Source organism: Pedobacter sp. (genome assembly GCF_037719805.1).
Lineage (GTDB): Bacteria > Bacteroidota > Bacteroidia > Sphingobacteriales > Sphingobacteriaceae > Pedobacter.
On sequence record NZ_JBBJLZ010000001.1, the window covers coordinates 1,099,283 to 1,116,125 of the forward strand.

General features: G+C 39.5%; 18 protein-coding genes. 15 read left to right on the plus strand and 3 right to left on the minus strand.

The window, feature by feature from the left end; translation table 11 throughout:
- Positions 1–2 precede the first annotated feature (2 nt).
- Positions 3–2,450 carry a DUF5686 and carboxypeptidase regulatory-like domain-containing protein gene (locus WKF66_RS04955; RefSeq protein WP_489673290.1) on the minus strand — a complete coding sequence of 816 codons (2,448 nt, stop codon included), beginning with the start codon at positions 2,448–2,450 and terminating at the stop codon, positions 3–5.
- A gap of 140 nt (positions 2,451–2,590) precedes the next feature.
- On the opposite strand from WKF66_RS04955, the gene kbl reads away from it, so the two are divergent.
- The 7 genes from kbl (at position 2,591) to WKF66_RS04990 (ending at position 7,941) form a co-directional block, all read left to right on the plus strand.
- Positions 2,591–3,781: a glycine C-acetyltransferase gene (gene kbl / locus WKF66_RS04960; protein WP_489673291.1), complete on the plus strand. Its 1,191-nt coding sequence runs from the start codon at positions 2,591–2,593 to the stop codon at positions 3,779–3,781.
- A gap of 15 nt (positions 3,782–3,796) precedes the next feature.
- Entirely contained in the window at positions 3,797–4,834 is a 1,038-nt protein-coding gene (gene pheS, locus WKF66_RS04965; RefSeq protein ID WP_489673292.1) for a phenylalanine--tRNA ligase subunit alpha, read from the plus strand.
- Positions 4,834–5,238 (plus strand): Rieske (2Fe-2S) protein, encoded by a 405-nt coding sequence (locus WKF66_RS04970; RefSeq protein ID WP_489673293.1) that lies wholly within the window; start codon positions 4,834–4,836, stop codon positions 5,236–5,238. The genes pheS and WKF66_RS04970 overlap by 1 nt, the downstream gene beginning before the upstream one ends.
- 3 nt (positions 5,239–5,241) lie before the next feature.
- Complete coding sequence (locus WKF66_RS04975) at positions 5,242–5,817, plus strand: TetR/AcrR family transcriptional regulator (RefSeq protein WP_489673294.1); 576 nt, start codon at positions 5,242–5,244, stop codon at positions 5,815–5,817.
- Positions 5,818–5,893: 76 nt separating this feature from the next.
- Positions 5,894–6,028 carry a hypothetical protein gene (locus WKF66_RS04980; RefSeq protein ID WP_489673295.1) on the plus strand — a complete coding sequence of 45 codons (135 nt, stop codon included), beginning with the start codon at positions 5,894–5,896 and terminating at the stop codon, positions 6,026–6,028.
- Between the two features lie 63 nt (positions 6,029–6,091).
- Complete coding sequence (gene rlmD, locus WKF66_RS04985; RefSeq protein WP_489673296.1) at positions 6,092–7,534, plus strand: 23S rRNA (uracil(1939)-C(5))-methyltransferase RlmD; 1,443 nt, start codon at positions 6,092–6,094, stop codon at positions 7,532–7,534.
- 2 nt (positions 7,535–7,536) lie between these two features.
- On the plus strand, positions 7,537–7,941 hold the full coding sequence (locus WKF66_RS04990; RefSeq protein WP_489673297.1) for a hypothetical protein: 405 nt from the start codon (positions 7,537–7,539) through the stop codon (positions 7,939–7,941).
- Between the two features lie 63 nt (positions 7,942–8,004).
- On the opposite strand, the gene WKF66_RS04995 is transcribed toward WKF66_RS04990, so the two are convergent.
- Complete coding sequence (locus WKF66_RS04995; protein ID WP_489673298.1) at positions 8,005–8,718, minus strand: head GIN domain-containing protein; 714 nt, start codon at positions 8,716–8,718, stop codon at positions 8,005–8,007.
- Between the two features lie 156 nt (positions 8,719–8,874).
- On the opposite strand from WKF66_RS04995, the gene WKF66_RS05000 reads away from it, so the two are divergent.
- From WKF66_RS05000 to hemH, 5 genes are all read left to right on the plus strand, one after another.
- Positions 8,875–9,384 carry a phosphoribosyltransferase family protein gene (locus WKF66_RS05000; protein ID WP_489673299.1) on the plus strand — a complete coding sequence of 170 codons (510 nt, stop codon included), beginning with the start codon at positions 8,875–8,877 and terminating at the stop codon, positions 9,382–9,384.
- A gap of 90 nt (positions 9,385–9,474) precedes the next feature.
- Positions 9,475–10,041 (plus strand): 1-acyl-sn-glycerol-3-phosphate acyltransferase, encoded by a 567-nt coding sequence (locus tag WKF66_RS05005; RefSeq protein ID WP_489673300.1) that lies wholly within the window; start codon positions 9,475–9,477, stop codon positions 10,039–10,041.
- A complete protein-coding gene (locus WKF66_RS05010; protein WP_489673301.1) occupies positions 10,038–10,958 on the plus strand; it encodes a glycosyltransferase family protein in 921 nt (306 codons plus the stop codon). The genes WKF66_RS05005 and WKF66_RS05010 overlap by 4 nt, the downstream gene beginning before the upstream one ends.
- Positions 10,959–11,008: 50 nt before the next feature.
- A complete protein-coding gene (locus tag WKF66_RS05015) occupies positions 11,009–11,857 on the plus strand; it encodes a 4-hydroxy-3-methylbut-2-enyl diphosphate reductase (protein WP_489673302.1) in 849 nt (282 codons plus the stop codon).
- Between the two features lie 63 nt (positions 11,858–11,920).
- Positions 11,921–12,934, plus strand: a complete 1,014-nt coding sequence (gene hemH, locus WKF66_RS05020; RefSeq protein ID WP_489673303.1) for a ferrochelatase — start codon at positions 11,921–11,923, stop codon at positions 12,932–12,934.
- Positions 12,935–12,938: 4 nt separating this feature from the next.
- Here the strand turns inward: hemH and WKF66_RS05025 are convergent, their stop codons facing one another.
- The gene (locus tag WKF66_RS05025; RefSeq protein WP_489673304.1) at positions 12,939–14,153 is read right to left on the minus strand and encodes a 3-deoxy-D-manno-octulosonic acid transferase; all 1,215 of its coding nucleotides are present in this window, start codon (positions 14,151–14,153) and stop codon (positions 12,939–12,941) included.
- Between the two features lie 105 nt (positions 14,154–14,258).
- Between WKF66_RS05025 and WKF66_RS05030 the strand changes: the two genes are divergently transcribed.
- From WKF66_RS05030 to WKF66_RS05040, 3 genes are read left to right on the plus strand one after another with little or no spacing between them, the layout of a single operon-like run.
- Positions 14,259–15,248 (plus strand): UDP-glucuronic acid decarboxylase family protein, encoded by a 990-nt coding sequence (locus WKF66_RS05030; protein WP_489673305.1) that lies wholly within the window; start codon positions 14,259–14,261, stop codon positions 15,246–15,248.
- Between the two features lie 2 nt (positions 15,249–15,250).
- Positions 15,251–16,273 carry a UDP-glucose 4-epimerase GalE gene (gene galE / locus WKF66_RS05035; protein WP_489673306.1) on the plus strand — a complete coding sequence of 341 codons (1,023 nt, stop codon included), beginning with the start codon at positions 15,251–15,253 and terminating at the stop codon, positions 16,271–16,273.
- Positions 16,273–16,839: a hypothetical protein gene (locus WKF66_RS05040; RefSeq protein ID WP_489673307.1), complete on the plus strand. Its 567-nt coding sequence runs from the start codon at positions 16,273–16,275 to the stop codon at positions 16,837–16,839. The genes galE and WKF66_RS05040 overlap by 1 nt, the downstream gene beginning before the upstream one ends.
- Positions 16,840–16,843 lie beyond the last annotated feature (4 nt).

The window sequence follows — 16,843 nt, forward strand, 5'->3', positions numbered from 1 at the left end:
TTTTAGAATCCATAAGACAATCGGAATCCCTGTTCTACAAGTCTGTTTCCGTCGTACGCGAACCCGTAAGTAGCGCGGAAAATCAAACGTTGCAGACCGAAGTAAAATTCCTTATAGTCTTTTTTGTCAGGTTGAGTAAGGTAACCTGCACCTACGACTTCCTCTAACTTAATTTTACGTAGTAAAGGAACCTTATTGGTTAACAAGCCAGAGAAGTTATGTTCAATATGCGCCTCAGCATAGTGCTTGTTGGTACTGAATTGATAGAAGTCTAAAAATAAGAACCTTCTTAATTCCGGCCTCACAAATAAGGCATTGTTGCCTCGGAAATGCTTATAGTCTGGATAGTAAACATTGTCGTTGTTTAAGAACTTACCAGTTCCAGCTACAAAAGAGAAATATCCCCAAAGGCCTGCACTAATTCTATTTTGCTGAATAGTAAAGTTTACGACATCATAGTCTACGGAGCTATTCAAAATGCCATTTACACCTTTGCGATAGTTTAGCATCAAAGTAGGGTATTTTGATTCCTGATAGAATTTACCATCAGGCCGTGTGATGTACTGTTGATTAAAGGTATAGGTTAGCGAAGCGCTTAATGTTAACGCCGTATAATTAGGGAAGAGTGGAGTCTCTAGTAAGGGCGAAAACGGGTTGTTCGAAGTAAAGTCCTTGTCTTTAACATCCCTAATCTTGAAAGAGGTATTGTTTACCAAGGTGCTGTTTCTCGAATAATCAGCAACAATGCTTCCTTGCAGACCATTTAACAACTCTCTTGTAGTTCCGATATTTACAAACTCCTTTTTGAAGAACTTGACAAAGTTGGTTTCAAAGAGAAGGGAGTTGATAGAGTTGCCTAACAAAGTCATTGTTCCCAAAGGGTTTAAATCGTAGATTCCAGAACCCCCGCTCACACTGATGTTAGCTCGCTTAACAGGGTCGTAGTAGTAATTTGCAGTAAGGTTGGCTGTAAATTCTTTACTTGCAAAACCATATCGTGCCTCTGGCCGTATGCTATAATATTTCCTGTCTTCTAAATTCTTTCTATAGGTAACGCCGTAGTTTACTGCAAAACCTTCTACTGTGTTGTAAATAATAGCCTTTAAAACTGGATCAAAGCTAAGCGACTTCTTTTCAAAACGGTTATTAACTGTATATCCGGCAAGCAAAAGTTTTCCAATTCCAAACTTATTGTTAACACGCTCCGTAGAATCTAAATACTTCTTTGAGGTTTTGAGTGCGGCGACGCTGTCTTTGCGCACATAATCCCTATTTTCTTCATTAGTTAATGGAATTGGCCTGTTGTTAAGCCAAAACAAAGAATCTTTCTCATTGACCGCTTTGGTGATTTTAAGGATCTCTCCTGTGAAGTAACCTTTAGGAAAGTCAGGATGAATGTTGTAATTGCTGTAGACGCCTACGTAATATCCTTCAAATTTGAAACCTAGAATGTTTCCGTTGAAGACGAAATTAATGTTAGAGGGCATGTAGGTGTTCTCTACCTTAAGAAACTGTTGCGAGATCTTTAAGGTGTCGATTAAATTCACACCAGAGTTTTTGGAGAGGTAAACATCAGTGTCGACAATATGCCAGCTGTCGTCTTTGATGTAGATGATCCCTCTAAATACCGGATCGTTTTCTCTTCGAGGAATTACTTGTATTTTGTTAATGGTAGCACCGCCGTCGGTAGTTACCCCCAATAATTTATAGCGGTAATATAGCATGGCATTATCTGCGATCGGTGATACGAAGCCCCTTGCGCTCAATGTATTCTCCAAGAGTATGTTTTGGTAAAAGTTAACCATTAAGTCTGACGCTTTATTGAAGCTAAATGCGCTGTTTCTACCTGCTACCTTTGAAGAAACCATCTCTTCATGGATGTTGTCAGGTTGCTGGAAAGCAAATTTGGATGTTGACTCTGATAGATAGAGAATACCTTTTCTGTTGGTATCTAAATCAAGCGTTTTTTGAATATCGCGGCCGAAGAACTTCTTTGGAGCACCGACCAGCTTTTGAACGCCTTTAATATATACATCAGTTGTATATTCTTTAACCTCTTTTAAGTGAAACTTTCGCTGTTTGATGGCTTGCCGGATGATTTCATAAGCAGGATCTTCTGCGTTACCGTCAATAGTAACGCCTGACAAGCTATAAGCCTCTGGCGTTAGCACAACGTTTTCGGTATGATTTGCTTCTATGGCAATCGTCTGCTCCTTAGATGTGTAGCCTATTGCTCTATAAACGATGGTGTAACTACCCTTATCCAATGCAAGACCGTATATCCCATCGACGTTCGCTGATGTACCTTTGGTAGTGTTTTTAATGTAAATAGAGGCAAAGGGCACTGGCTGGCCTTCGGTATCTTTTATGGTACCACTAAGTTTTAGCTGTTGTGCAGAAATGCTCAGGGCATTAATAGTTATTAAAATAGTAAGGTATATGTTCTTCATTATCAGCTATAAGCTCTAAATATCGGGTTTGTTCAGGGAGTTAACACATATATTGTGTTAAAAGTTTGTTAACGTCTGTCAAATTAAGGTGTTAAGTAAAGACGATAATTTTATAACTTTGGTTGCAACAACTAATCATTATGTATAAAACTTTACAGCCTGTACTTCAACAGGAACTTGAGCAAATAGAAAAAGACGGTCTGTTTAAAAAAGAACGGGTTATTGTTACCCCACAAGGTGCTGATATTAAGATTAGTACAGGACAGCAGGTAATCAATTTTTGTGCAAATAACTATTTAGGCTTGTCTTCCCATCCTACCGTCATAGCGGCTGCGAAGAAGGCAATTGATAAATACGGTTATGGAATGTCTTCTGTTCGTTTCATTTGTGGAACTCAGGATGTGCATAAAGAATTAGAAGCAAAACTATCTCAATTTTTGGGTACGGAAGACACGATCTTATATGCTGCGGCATTTGATGCCAACGGCGGAGTGTTTGAGCCGTTATTCAATGATCAGGATGCCATAATCTCAGATGAGCTTAACCATGCGTCAATCATTGATGGTGTTCGTTTGTGTAAAGCAAAACGCTTTAGATATAAAAATGCGGACATGGCAGACCTGGAACAGCAACTGATTGCTGCAAAGGATTCCAGACATCGGATCATTGTTACCGACGGCGCATTTTCCATGGATGGGGTGGTTGCACCGTTAGATAAGATTTGCGATTTAGCTGATAAATACGAAGCGCTGGTGATGATCGACGAATCACACTGTACAGGTTTTATGGGCAAAACCGGTCGCGGTACCCATGAGCATTTTAACGTTATGGACAGGGTTGATATCATTACTGGCACTTTGGGAAAAGCGCTGGGTGGAGCGTCTGGAGGATTTACTTCGGGTAAGAAGGAAATTATCGACATGTTACGTCAGCGTTCAAGACCTTATTTATTCTCTAACACATTGGCGCCTGCAATAACCGGTGCATCTGTTGCAGTATTGGATTTGCTAAGCGAAACCACCGAATTAAGGGATAAGCTTGAAAGCAACACCATGTATTTCCGTAAAAAAATGACTGAAGCGGGCTTTGACATTAAAGAAGGTGTACATCCTATTGTTCCAGTGATGCTTTACGATGCAAAATTGGCTCAGGAATTTGCCGCAAGGATGCTGGAGGAAGGTATATATGTAATTGGCTTTTATTATCCTGTAGTAGCACAAGGCAAGGCTAGAATCCGTGTACAGTTGTCGGCGGGCCATGAGCAGCACCATTTAGACAAAGCAATTGCGGCTTTTACCAAAGTTGGCAAGGAACTTAGTGTTATTAAATAGCTGTATATTTACACCATGTTACAAGGCAAAATAACACAATATTCTGAGGAGATCAATGCATTCTCTACTAGTAATGCGGACGAACTGGAGCTATTCCGGATCAAGTTTCTAGGTACTAAAGGAATTATAAAAGATATTTTCGAAGAATTTAAGTCGGTGTCTCCTGAGGAAAAAAGGGTTCTCGGAAAAGTGTTGAATGAGTTCAAGCAATTGGCTGAGGGAAAATACCAGGAGCTAAAGGAACAAACCACAACCGTTGAGGCTACAAAAGCAAGCGATATGGATCTTACCCTTCCTGGCGAAGGCTTTGAGATTGGTTCACGTCACCCCTTAGCTTTGGTTCGAAGAGAGATTATAGAGATATTCAATAAGTTAGGTTTCGTAGTTGAGGAAGGTCCTGAAATTGAGGATGACTGGCATAACTTTTCGGCGCTTAACTTTCCTGAAGAACACCCTGCAAGAGATATGCAGGACACCTTTTTTATAAAGAAAGGTGGAGAAAAAGGAGATATTGCTTTGCGTACGCACACCTCCTCTGTCCAAGTAAGAATGATGGAGAATGGGAAACCGCCATTCCGAGCGATCATGCCGGGTCGTGTCTACAGGAATGAAGCTATTTCTGCACGAGCACATTGTTTCTTTCACCAGGTAGAGGGACTTTATGTGGATGAGAATGTTTCGTTTGCAGACTTAAAGCAGACGTTGTTTTACTTTGTACAAGAGCTTTATGGCGAAGGAACTAAAGTACGTTTCAGGCCATCTTATTTTCCTTTTACAGAGCCCTCTGCAGAGATGGATATTTCTTGCACGATATGTAAGGGTGCAGGTTGCCAGATGTGCAAGTATAGCGGTTATGTAGAAATATTAGGCTGCGGCATGGTTGATCCTAACGTATTGGAGAACTGTGGTATTGATAGTAAAAAATATAGTGGTTTTGCGTTTGGAATGGGTATTGAGAGAATTGCCAATCTTAAGTTCGAGATAAAAGATCTGAGACTGTTTTCAGAAAACGATACAAGATTTTTGAAGCAGTATAAAACAGCGTTGTTTTAATGTATAAAGGTTGGGTATGGTTGATCTTAATGCTCACAGTTTGTAGCTGTGGTAAAGAATCTGACAACATACCTAATGTGTTTGTTCAATATAGTGTCACTGTACAAGAATTTAATATAAAGGCAACGAACAGGGTTTTGTTAGTTCAGGGACATGGCGTTAAAGGGTTGATGGTTGTAGCGGTTGGCTCAGGTTACCTGGCCTTTGACAGATGCAGTTCAGTGAATCCTCAAAGCGGTTGTGCAGTAGAGCCAGATGATAACGGCATTACCGCTACTGATCCATGCACAGGAGCAAAATATCTTCTTACAGATGGTAGCCCTCAAAAAGCTCCGGCAGTAAGAAGTTTAAAAATGTATACTACGTCATTCCGTGGTGGTCAAGTAATAAACGTCAGTAACTAATTAATGGAACCAGAAAAGATTAAAGAGAGTATAATTAGGGCGGCGAAGGACCTTTTCAGGAAGTATGGATATCATAAAACCAGCGTCAATGAAATTGCCAAAAAAGCGCGTATTGCTAAAGCTACTATCTACAAGTATTTTGAAAGTAAAGAGCAAATATTAGATGCAATTCTAATGAATTATCTTGATCTAAACCTGCATGAGATCTTGAAAAACAAAGCGCAGTTTGCAAGCGAAGAAGAGCATTTGAAGGCGCTGGTCATGAAAACCTGCAGACTAACATATACTGTCTGTAACGAATTCATAGGTTGGGACTTTGTCCGGGAAAACGCCAATTCTCAGGAGTTTCTTAAGCACCTGTCAGACCAGTTGGAATCCCTTTTACTTTCTGCATACCTGGAACTTGATCATTTTAAGAACAATCCATCGAGGAAAGAGGGTCTTGCTTTTCTCCTAAAAGCAAGCAAAAGTATTTGTTTCTCTTTTGCCTTTACCTCAGTCAGTGATTCTGATGTGCGTAAAAACTTTGTAAGCTTTCAAAAAGAGCTGTTACCGTTCCTGGTTAAGGCTGCATTATAATTCTGTTAAATTCGGTATACCGTTTTGGTTTTCGGTATAAAAATGCTCATATTTGATTTATTAGGCACAATAGACTATGAGTAACGAAACCTTAGAAATTTCAGTTTCTGTACAGGAGAACTTCGATATGAATTTTCGTCACATGGAAGACGGCCTTGACTTTTTGCTTAGCCTTCTAGTTGTGGCGTTCATTAAGGTTGAAAATTCCTAGAAACTGCTGAAATATTCACGACGGAGATACCCGAAGAGAAAAAACCTGTAGATTTGCCGGATAATGAGTAGAAATAAAAAATCCGGTACAATCACGATTCTTCCTAATTTAAGTATTATTGATATTGCGGAAGAGGGAAAAGGAGTCGCTAAGGCTGATGAGCTGGTTGTATTCGTCGACAAGGCAGTGCCTGGAGACGTCGTTAATGTACGTCTAATAAAAAAGAAGAAGAATTTCGCGGAAGGTGTCATTGAAGATTTGATTACGAAATCAGAATTGAGGACTGATCCATTTTGTCAACATTTTGGAGTATGCGGGGGCTGTAAATGGCAGCACATGAGCTACGAGGCACAGCTAACTTTTAAAAGTAAGAATGTTGAAGCGGCTTTACAGCGCCTTGGAAAAATTGATACTTCGGGGATGGAACCCATTCTTGGATCAGCTGAAAACAAATACTATAGGAATAAACTGGAATATACCTTCTCCAACAAACGTTGGTTGAACAAGCAAGATATGGCGGAGCGGCCAGAAAACTTGGAAGGTGCGAATGATGATTTGGAGATGAACGCTTTGGGCTTCCATGTTCCAGCGCGTTTTGATAAGATCCTGGACATTCAGCATTGTTATTTACAAGCTGAGCCCTCAAACTCCATAAGAAATAGTGTTCGTACGTATGCATTGAATAACGGATTAACTTTTTATGACTTGCGTAATCATGAAGGTAACCTAAGGAATCTGATTATAAGAACCTCTTCTACAGGTGAAGTTATGATCGTTGTGGTGTTCGCTTATGCGGAGCAGGATGTGATCAACGGGTTAATGGAGTTTTTGAAGTTGAATTTTCCAGAAATCACTTCACTTTTATATATTGAAAATCAAAAAAAGAATGATACTATATTTGATCAGGAAGTGATCACGTACGCTGGAAGAGATCACATCTTTGAAGATATGGAGGGTTTGAAATTTAAGATTGGGGCAAAGTCCTTTTACCAGACAAACTCTGATCAGGCCTATGAATTGTATAAAATCACTAAAGAATTTGCCGGGTTTAAAGGCGATGAACTTGTCTACGACCTTTACACCGGAGCAGGAACTATTGCTAATTTTGTTGCAAGGAGTGTTAAGCAAGTGGTAGGGATTGAATATGTAGTAACTGCTATAGAGGATGCAAAGTTCAATTCAGGGATCAACAACATCGACAATACGATCTTCTATGCAGGAGACATGAAAGATATTTTGACTGCTGAATTTATTAATGCCCATGGCAAACCAGATGTAGTAATTACTGATCCGCCTAGAGCAGGTATGCATGCGGACGTTGTTAGTCGTTTACTCGAGATGGAGGCAGAGAAAATTGTCTATGTAAGTTGCAATGCAGGTACACAAGCGAGAGATCTAGCACTGTTAAATGAGAAGTACGAGGTTGCGCGCATTAAACCAGTCGACATGTTTCCACATACGCAGCATGTCGAAAATGTAGTATTGTTAAAGTTAAAAAGTAATTAGGAATGGATATTGAAGAATTATTACCTCAGGAACCGGAGCAAAACAAACCGGAAGTTCCGAAAAGTCCACTTATAAGTCTTGAGAAAGATCTGGAGTTATATGCAGAGTCAATGCGTGAAATTTCGGTAGAAATTATGATGGAGGGATTATCAGCTAATCCTATTTTTCTAGCCCATCAGCATGTGGTTAATATTGGTGAAATGATACTGGATAGAACAGAATTAAATACAGACTGGACAATCCAGGCGAGCACTTTCGAAGAGTTCGTAGAAAAGGGCATAATTACTCCAGAGAAAAAGGCCTTATTCCTTAAGAACTACAAAAAGCCTGAGGAGTATATGTGCATTTTTGTGGTAACACCTGAAGGAGCAAACTTCGTGTTTTATCCTTACAAAAAACGAAGGTAGATAAAGCAAAAAAAACCTGCCGGTATCCACCAGGCAGGTTTTTAACTACTAATTATCTAAATTTTACTTTAGCTTTTTCACATCACTACTTTTGCTTGAAGAAGTTCTGTTAACGGAAGCATTGCCTTTATAATTCACATCACTCCCTCCACTGGCATTTGCTTCCAATCCTTTTGATACATTGACGTTAGCGTCCGAGCCCCCGCTCGCGGTTACTCTAGCATAGTCCACTAGAAGTTCAAGGGCATCGATATCGCTCCCACCACTTATATTGACAGTCATATTAATTGCTCTTCCCTTTAGCTCAACATCGGAGCCTCCACTGGTATTAACTTCCAGGTCCTGACTTGTTACATTGAGTTTAATGTCTGAGCCTCCTGAGGCTGCAATATTTAATGTCTGTGCTTTCAACGAATTCTGACCGTATATGTCACTGCCCCCACTAGCGCTAATGGCAGTTAATGTTTTGAAAGTAACATATGCCTTGATGTTCTGGCCTTTCACAATGCGGCTCCAACTGATATTATCCTTATATCGTATTTTTAATAAGGTGCCAGCTTTTTCAACTATCACATCGTTTATTAAGTCTTCATGTGCAATAACCTTAATGCTTTCTGTATTGCCCTGGGTTAAATACAGATCAATACCGCTGGCAACTGATACCTTTTGGAAACTATTAATTGAGACGAGTCTGGTCTGTTGCGACTGAGCAGGCAAAACATAAAGCAATATGAATAGTAAAAGAAAAAGGGTTTTTAAACGAAATTGACTTTCCATATTTCCTGCGTTAAGGCGTTTGCAAAGATTAGACGCAGCACATAACAAAACGTTGCAGGAAATGATAAATTTTTTTTGGAGAGTGAATAATTATTTTTAGCTAAGTTTGATTAACACTGTCAAAATGATTCCTTTTGCAGCAAACAATTAAAAGCAATGCCTGAAGCGCAACTACTGATACTCAACAAACAGCAGATTCAACAAAAAATCAACAGAATAGCTTACCAGATCCTGGAAGATAATTTAGGAGAGAAGGAAATTGTGTTGGCTGGAATATGGGATAGAGGCTATAAGCTGGCTCTGCGACTTAAAAATGTTCTGTCTGATATTTCTGACATCAGAATCACGATGTTGAAAATTGAACTGGATAGAAAGAACAGTAAGTTGGTGGCCCAAACGGATCTCGATGAATCCCAGTGGCGAAATAAGGTCATTATTCTTGTTGACGATGTTCTAAATAGTGGTAAGACGCTCGCTTATGGTTTAGGGGTATTCATTAATACACCTCATAAGAAGATCCGAACAGTGGTACTTGTTGATAGAAGTCATAAGGTTTTTCCAATTGCTACTGATTTTGTGGGATTGCAAATGGCAACGGTTTTAAAAGAACATGTAGATGTAGTTATGGATGTGGAGGGTGAAGAGGACAAGGTTAATCTAAGCTGATGTTTTGCATTTGAGGCTAATTATTCCCATTTTAGAGGAATGCTCAAGTCTCGAAAAAGCACCTTTATTTTTAAGTTATATTCATGGTATTTGAGCCTTATCATCAGTCGCGGGTTTGGAGGCTATACTTTTAACTCCCCTGAAATTAAAGATGACGAGGCGATTTTGCTGTTAGCGAATCATTTTAGCTGGTGGGATGGTCTCCTAATGTTCCATTTAAATAAGAGGTTTTTCAAGAAGGACTTCCATGTTTTGATATCTGAAGAAGACTATTTGAAACATTCATTCTTAAAATATATGGGTGCATTTGCGGCTGAGCGAAAAGGAAAAGATACGTTAGACACACTGACGCATGCAGGTAATTTGCTTGATAATCCAGCAAATCTGGTCCTTATCTTTCCTCAAGGTAAGATATACTCGAGCCACATATCTAGCGTTAGCTTTGAAAAAGGAATCATGCAGGTTATTAATGCGTCTAAAAAGAAATTTCAGATTGTGTTCTCTGCTACACTGATGGACCATTCCAAAAGAAAACCATTTCTTCGTACAGCGCTTAAGGCCTGGGAAGGGGAGGAGTACGTAAGTCTGCAGCTCCTTAAAAGCGAATATAATAAACATTACCATCAAGTGGTGCTGCATCAAAACGCCGTTTCATGATTGTATTTGTCTACATAGTACTCGTTTTTTTAATCTTACGTTTTAGTGTTACACTATTTAATTTTCTATCGAATCCCAAGCTGGGCCATTACGGCAAAAAGTTCGAAGATAAGGTGTCTATCATAGTCCAGGCTTATTCCTCTGGCGCTGACGACTTGCTCAAATCCATTGCTGATCAGGATTACAAGAATGTTGAAGTACTAGTTGCAGCGTCTAAAGAAGAGTTAAGCAACGTTGAGGCATTGGCAAATGGGAGGTACTTGTTATTCGTTGATTCCGATACGGTGATTAAAAAGGGACTGTTAAACAGTCTTGTTTATAGAACAAAAGTTTTCGATTTAAAGCTTATCGTGTTGATACCTAATAGAAGGTTAACTACTTTCCAAGATCGATTACTACAGCCGATCTCAGATTTTATCATCTTGAATTCGCTCCCATTACGGCTGGTTAGGTTACTGAACCTACCTTCGTTCGCAATAGCTAGTGAACAGTTTGTGTTTTACGACGCCTCTAGTTTTAAAAACAGAAAAGGGGAGTCCGCAGAGTTAGAAAAAGACCATAAGAAGGTGGAGACATTGCTTGGGAACGGTATGATTATAAGTAATAAGCGAATGGCTGTCAAAGAAGTTTCTGGTGAATTGTTCAAAATATTCGATGGAAATCCACTAACGGTGGTAGTTTATCTGCTGCTTTTAATTGCAGGACCGATAGTTTTGGTTTTAAACTTCGAACTTGCATTTATTTCCCTGCCGCTAGGGCTTATATTTTTAACCAGAATAATGATCTCCTTTCTTACCAGACAAAACCCTTTGGTAAATGTGATTCTCCATCCTTTGCAAATGGCGGCGTTAACTGGCTTGTTAATTGCTGGTACTTTGCGGAAATTGTTTACTTCTGGAATACATACGGAAAGTTAATATCATCTTCTTTTTATGTAGTTTTGTGTTGTAAACGTTCCTAACTTATAATGAATTACGATTTAAGCGTCACCATAGATAAAGCATCAGGATTCTGTTTCGGGGTTGTCTACGCCATAGATATGGCAGAAGATATACTCGATCATGAGGAATATTTATACTGCCTGGGTGATATTGTTCATAATGATGAGGAAGTCAAACGGCTTACAGACAAAGGGCTTCGGATTATTGATCATGAGCAATTGCAACTTTTACATGGTGAGAAAGTGCTCATTAGAGCTCATGGTGAAGCGCCATCAACTTATGAGCTTGCACTAAATAACGATCTGACATTAATTGACGCTTCGTGCCCAGTGGTGCTAAAACTACAAAATCGAATTAAGAGCTCTTACGATGACAACGAACAGATTCTTATTTTTGGCAAGCATGGTCACGCGGAAGTGATCGGTTTACAAGGTCAAACCAATGGTAATGCCATCGTTTTTCAGGACCTCGCGGAACTTGATCATGTGGACCTGCCTTCTAAGTTTACTTTGTACAGTCAGACCACTAAGAGTACAGATAAGTTTTACGACATAAAAGATCAGCTATTAAGCAGAGGTTATGAAGTTAAAGCAAATGATACTATTTGCCGCCAGGTTTCTAACCGATACTCAGATCTGGAGAAATTTGTGGTGGACTATAACGTCATCTTATTTGTATCTGGCAAGAAATCCTCTAACGGGAAAGTGTTGTATGACGTTTGCAAGAAATTCAACGATAACTCTTATTTCCTTTCTAATATTGAAGAAATAGACTTCAGTTGGTTTCGTCCTGGTGATAAGGTTGGGATTTGTGGAGCTACATCAACCCCGATGTGGTTAATGGAGGAAGTTAAAACCTTTCTTATCAATCATTAAAAAGTAATTATTAGATTCTCGCAATTTAAAACAGGTTTTAAAACATAATTTCGCAGTATAAATATGGGAAAAAAGGGCGTATTGTTAGTGAATTTGGGAACTCCGGATAGTCCTGAAGTTAGCGATGTAAGGAAATATCTTGATCAGTTTTTGATGGATGAGCGGGTAATTGATATTAATGCATTCAATCGTACGCTGCTAGTTAAAGGGATAATCGTTCCGTTTCGCAGTCCGAAAACCTCCAAGCTATATAAGGAGATTTGGGATGAAAACGGTTCTCCATTATTATATTATAGCAAAATTCAGACGGCCTTATTGCAAAAAAAGCTAGGTGACGACTATCATGTTGAGCTTGCTATGCGTTACCAGAATCCTTCTATTCTTTCTGCGCTGGAAAAGATGAAGGCTGGATTGGTAGATAGTATAAAGGTTATTCCAATGTTTCCCCAGTATGCTTCTGCAAGTACTGGTTCGGTGATTCAAAGTGTTATGGAGATTGTGAGCAAGTGGGCCACTGTGCCTCCTATATCTTTTGTAAACTCTTTTCACGACAACGAATTGATGATCGAAACTTTTGCCGATAACGCGATTAAATATAATCCTAAGAGTTACGATCATATACTTTTTAGTTTCCACGGACTGCCAGAGCGCCAGCTTTTGAAGTGTGACCATACTGGTCATTACTGTTTAAAAAAGGATAGGTGCTGTGATAATTTTAATGATACCAATAAGTTCTGTTATTCTGCACAGGGACACCATACCGCAAGCCTGATCGCAGCTAAATTAGGAATTGAAAGAGAAAATTATACAGTATGTTTTCAATCGAGACTGGGCAAGGAGCCTTGGGTCCAACCCTATACCACTGATGTATTGAAGCGATTAGCTGCTGAAGGCAAAAAACGTTTGTTGGTATTTAGCCCGGCCTTTGTTGCTGATTGTCTAGAGACCCTCTATGAAATAACGGTTGAATACCAGGAAGAGTTCAAAGCATTGGGAGGTGAACATGTTCAACTTGTAGAAAGCCTGAATGACAACCCTAAGTTTATCGAAGCGTTAGCCGACATGGTAGTGGCGTAAGCTATTAGCTTTCGAGGCGGCCTGACAAGTATTGAAGAATCTTTTCTGTTGACCCTTTATGTTCGTTAACGTATTCTCCTGCAATATTACCGGCTTGAGAAGATGATGTTAAACTTTCAAAGGCCTGCCTAAGTTCCTCAATATTGGAAATGCTTTTGGCGCTACCTAGTTTGATCAGATCTTTTGCTTCTTGAAACCTTTGGTAGTTTGGACCAAAAATTACCGGCATCCCGAAAGCAGCGGCTTCAAGCGTATTGTGGATGCCAACTCCAAATCCTCCCCCTATGTAGGCGATGTCTCCATATTGATAAATAGAAGAGAGTAATCCGATATTATCTATAATCAGAATTTGCGTTTCTTTTGCAGAGGCATTCGAATAGGTAGCCGAATCTGGGAAGAGCTTTTGAATGCTGGAGATGTGATTCTGATCAATTTCATGCGGAGCGATAATAAATCTCCAATCCGTGTTTGTCTTTGCAAGTTCAGAAATTAGCTGTTCATCAGCAGGCCATGTGCTACCAGCAATGAAAACCTTTCGGCCCTTCGCAAAAGATTTGATAATTTCAAGCTGTTTTGGTGATTGGGCATTTTCAGCAACACGATCAAAACGCGTATCTCCACTTACGGTGACATTTGTAAAGTTTATCTGTTTTAGTAAATTTCTGCTTTCTTCATTTTGCACAAAAAAATGGCTAACATAGCTCAGGATCTTTCGGTTCAAGCCTCCATACCACTTGAAATATATTTGCGAGGGTCTGAAAATGCTTGAAATAATTAATATAGGGACCTTTTTTTGGGCGAGGGTATTAAAGTAATGATACCAGTACTCATACTTAGTAAAAATGGCCATTGCGGGGTTAAAAGCTTTAATTAATTTTTGGGCATTATTGTAGGTATCTAAAGGAAGGTAAAATATGCCATCGGCTCCTGGATAATCTTTCCTGATCTCATATCCTGATGGGGAAAAAAAAGTGATGATAACACCTTTATCAGGGTAAGCTTGTTTTATCTTTTCAAGTACAGGCCTTCCTTGTTCAAATTCCCCAAGAGATGCGAAGTGAAACCAGATGTGCTTTTGGTTTGGGTCAATAGTCTTACTTACATTTTCTAGTAAATTGGCTCTGCCTTTTACGAAAAGTGCTGCTTTACTGTTGAATAGAGAAAAAATCTTAACAATTAATCCGTACAAATGAATTCCTATATTGTAAAGCCAAAGCATTTTGTTCGTTTATTTATTATCTTAGCCGAAGATACTTGAATAAAATTAAAATGAGATTTATTGGGTGAAATACCCATTTAAGACAATTATAAAATATAAAAATTGATGGAGCGTAAAAGAGTTTTAATAACAGGTGCAGCGGGCTTTCTGGGCTCACACTTGTGCGATAGGTTTATTAAAGAAGGTTACCATGTAATCGGAATGGACAACCTCATTACCGGGGATTTGCAAAACATTGAGCATTTATTCGGATTGGAAAACTTTGAGTTCGCGCATCATGATGTATCGAAATTTGTGTATGTATCAGGTCCGCTTGATTACATTTTGCATTTTGCTTCACCGGCAAGTCCGATTGATTACTTAAAAATCCCAATTCAAACCTTGAAAGTAGGGTCTTTAGGTACCCACAACCTATTGGGGCTGGCGAAAAACAAAGGTGCCAGGATGCTGATCGCTTCCACCTCAGAGGTATATGGTGATCCAAGCGTCAACCCGCAACCGGAAGAGTATTGGGGTAATGTAAACCCGGTTGGCCCAAGGGGAGTTTATGATGAAGCAAAACGTTTCCAGGAAGCCATGACCATGGCTTACCATACTTTCCACGGTCTGGAAACTAGGATCGTAAGAATTTTCAATACCTACGGTCCTAGAATGCGTTTGAATGACGGTCGTGTATTACCTGCCTTTATTGGTCAGGCCTTGCGTGGCGAGGATCTAACCATTTTTGGTGATGGTTCGCAAACCCGTTCTTTCTGTTACGTTGATGATCTGATTGAAGGTATCTACCGATTGCTTTTGAGCGATTACGCTCAGCCAGTTAACATCGGTAATCCTGATGAGATCACCATTAGGCAATTTGGAGAAGAGATTATAAAATTAACTGGCACTTCACAGAAATTGGTCCTGCGAGATCTACCTGTTGATGATCCAAAACAAAGAAGACCAGATATTACAAAGGCACAAGCCTTGTTAGGTTGGGAACCAAAAGTAAGCAGAGCGGAAGGATTAAAAATCACTTATGAATATTTCAAATCTCTTCCAGTTGAAGCCCTGACAAACAAGGACCATAAGGATTTCACAACATATAACCGTTAAAAATGGCTAAAATATTAGTAACTGGAGGTACAGGATTTATTGGCTCTCACACTGTCGTTGAACTGCACAATTCAGGTTATGAGGTTGTTATCATTGATAACTTCTCTAACTCCAGCCCAAAAATACTTAAGCAGATTGAAGCCATTATTGGAATTGTTCCAGAGTGCGTTGAGCTTGACCTTTGTGATGAGCGTGAAGTGAATGATTTTGCAGCTTTACATCCTGATGTTATAGGTGTAATTCATTTCGCCGCTTTCAAAGCTGTGGGTGAATCAGTACAGAAGCCACTGGAATACTATAAGAATAACTTCTACTCGTTGATCAATATCATCAATGCTTATAAACGTTCATTAAACCTGGTCTTCTCGTCTTCCTGCACGGTCTATGGCCAGCCGGATGTGTTGCCTGTAACTGAAGTTGCACCAACAAAGAAAGCAGAATCTCCTTACGGGAATACTAAGCAGATTGCAGAAGAGATTCTACAGGAAACTTGTGCTGTTACTCCATCTTTGCACGTAATTTCTCTTCGCTATTTCAATCCGGTAGGAGCGCATAACACGGCTCTTATTGGCGAATTACCTATTGGTGTTCCTCAAAACCTTGTGCCATTTATCACGCAGTCGGCTATTGGTAAGCGTGGACAAATTACTGTGTTTGGAAACGACTACGATACTGCTGATGGCAGTGCTGTAAGAGACTATATTCACGTAGTAGATTTAGCGAAGGCCCATGTTGCAGCTATTAAACGTTTGGAAGCTGAAACTGCAGACTCCAACTACGAAGTCTTTAATCTTGGAACCGGGACTGGATCAACGGTTCTACAAATCATTAATGCTTTTGAACAGTCAACCGGCGAGAAGCTCAATTATGCTATTGGCCCTAGAAGAAGTGGCGATGTAGAAAAGGTTTGGGGTGATGTGACAAAATCTGCAGAGGTGTTGGGTTGGAAAGCTGAACTTGGCCTCGAAGAGATGATGCTTTCTGCATGGAATTGGGAGAAGTATTTGAAGGATAATCCGTTTTAATGCGTTTAGCTGAGCACAAAGACCTAAAAATCGAGATTAAATCCCTGCCAGAAAAGGAGAAGGATAAGTTGCTGCTCAGACTTATTGCAAAGGATAGGGTGCTGACTGAACACCTTCATTTCATGTTACTTGAAAGCGAGGAGGATCTTGCTTTAAGGTACCAAAACTTGTTGGATACTATCGATGAAGGCTTAGGAGAGTTGAAGTCAGCGCACAGAGCGTCATCAAAGGATACGCTTTTAAGATTGAGAAAGCTGAGTGGAAGCATAAGTCACCATCAGAGGGTTACTAAAGATACTATGACTGAAATTGAGTTGAGAATTCATTTGTTAGCCAACGTACCTATTGATTTTAACGATGGCATTTTTACTGCAATGTATAAATTCAATGAGAAGCTTTTCATATACTATGTAAAGGCGGTAATTGCTTTACTAAATAAGTATAAAAAACTACACGAAGACGTCCAGTTTGACATGAAGGATCAAATGAATAGTATCTTAAAAAAAACATATACTCATAAAACCGCAGGTATTGCAACGGATTTAGGGGTGACAAAAGAATTATAAGCTT

Coding starts and splice junctions, on each gene's coding strand:
- WKF66_RS04955 (WP_489673290.1), bottom strand. CDS start 2,450: ATGAAGAACATATACCTTACTATTTTAATAACTATTAATGCCCTGAGC.
- kbl (WP_489673291.1), top strand. CDS start 2,591: ATGTATAAAACTTTACAGCCTGTACTTCAACAGGAACTTGAGCAAATA.
- pheS (WP_489673292.1), top strand. CDS start 3,797: ATGTTACAAGGCAAAATAACACAATATTCTGAGGAGATCAATGCATTC.
- WKF66_RS04970 (WP_489673293.1), top strand. CDS start 4,834: ATGTATAAAGGTTGGGTATGGTTGATCTTAATGCTCACAGTTTGTAGC.
- WKF66_RS04975 (WP_489673294.1), top strand. CDS start 5,242: ATGGAACCAGAAAAGATTAAAGAGAGTATAATTAGGGCGGCGAAGGAC.
- WKF66_RS04980 (WP_489673295.1), top strand. CDS start 5,894: ATGAGTAACGAAACCTTAGAAATTTCAGTTTCTGTACAGGAGAACTTC.
- rlmD (WP_489673296.1), top strand. CDS start 6,092: ATGAGTAGAAATAAAAAATCCGGTACAATCACGATTCTTCCTAATTTA.
- WKF66_RS04990 (WP_489673297.1), top strand. CDS start 7,537: ATGGATATTGAAGAATTATTACCTCAGGAACCGGAGCAAAACAAACCG.
- WKF66_RS04995 (WP_489673298.1), bottom strand. CDS start 8,718: ATGGAAAGTCAATTTCGTTTAAAAACCCTTTTTCTTTTACTATTCATA.
- WKF66_RS05000 (WP_489673299.1), top strand. CDS start 8,875: ATGCCTGAAGCGCAACTACTGATACTCAACAAACAGCAGATTCAACAA.
- WKF66_RS05010 (WP_489673301.1), top strand. CDS start 10,038: ATGATTGTATTTGTCTACATAGTACTCGTTTTTTTAATCTTACGTTTT.
- WKF66_RS05015 (WP_489673302.1), top strand. CDS start 11,009: ATGAATTACGATTTAAGCGTCACCATAGATAAAGCATCAGGATTCTGT.
- hemH (WP_489673303.1), top strand. CDS start 11,921: ATGGGAAAAAAGGGCGTATTGTTAGTGAATTTGGGAACTCCGGATAGT.
- WKF66_RS05025 (WP_489673304.1), bottom strand. CDS start 14,153: ATGCTTTGGCTTTACAATATAGGAATTCATTTGTACGGATTAATTGTT.
- WKF66_RS05030 (WP_489673305.1), top strand. CDS start 14,259: ATGGAGCGTAAAAGAGTTTTAATAACAGGTGCAGCGGGCTTTCTGGGC.
- galE (WP_489673306.1), top strand. CDS start 15,251: ATGGCTAAAATATTAGTAACTGGAGGTACAGGATTTATTGGCTCTCAC.
- WKF66_RS05040 (WP_489673307.1), top strand. CDS start 16,273: ATGCGTTTAGCTGAGCACAAAGACCTAAAAATCGAGATTAAATCCCTG.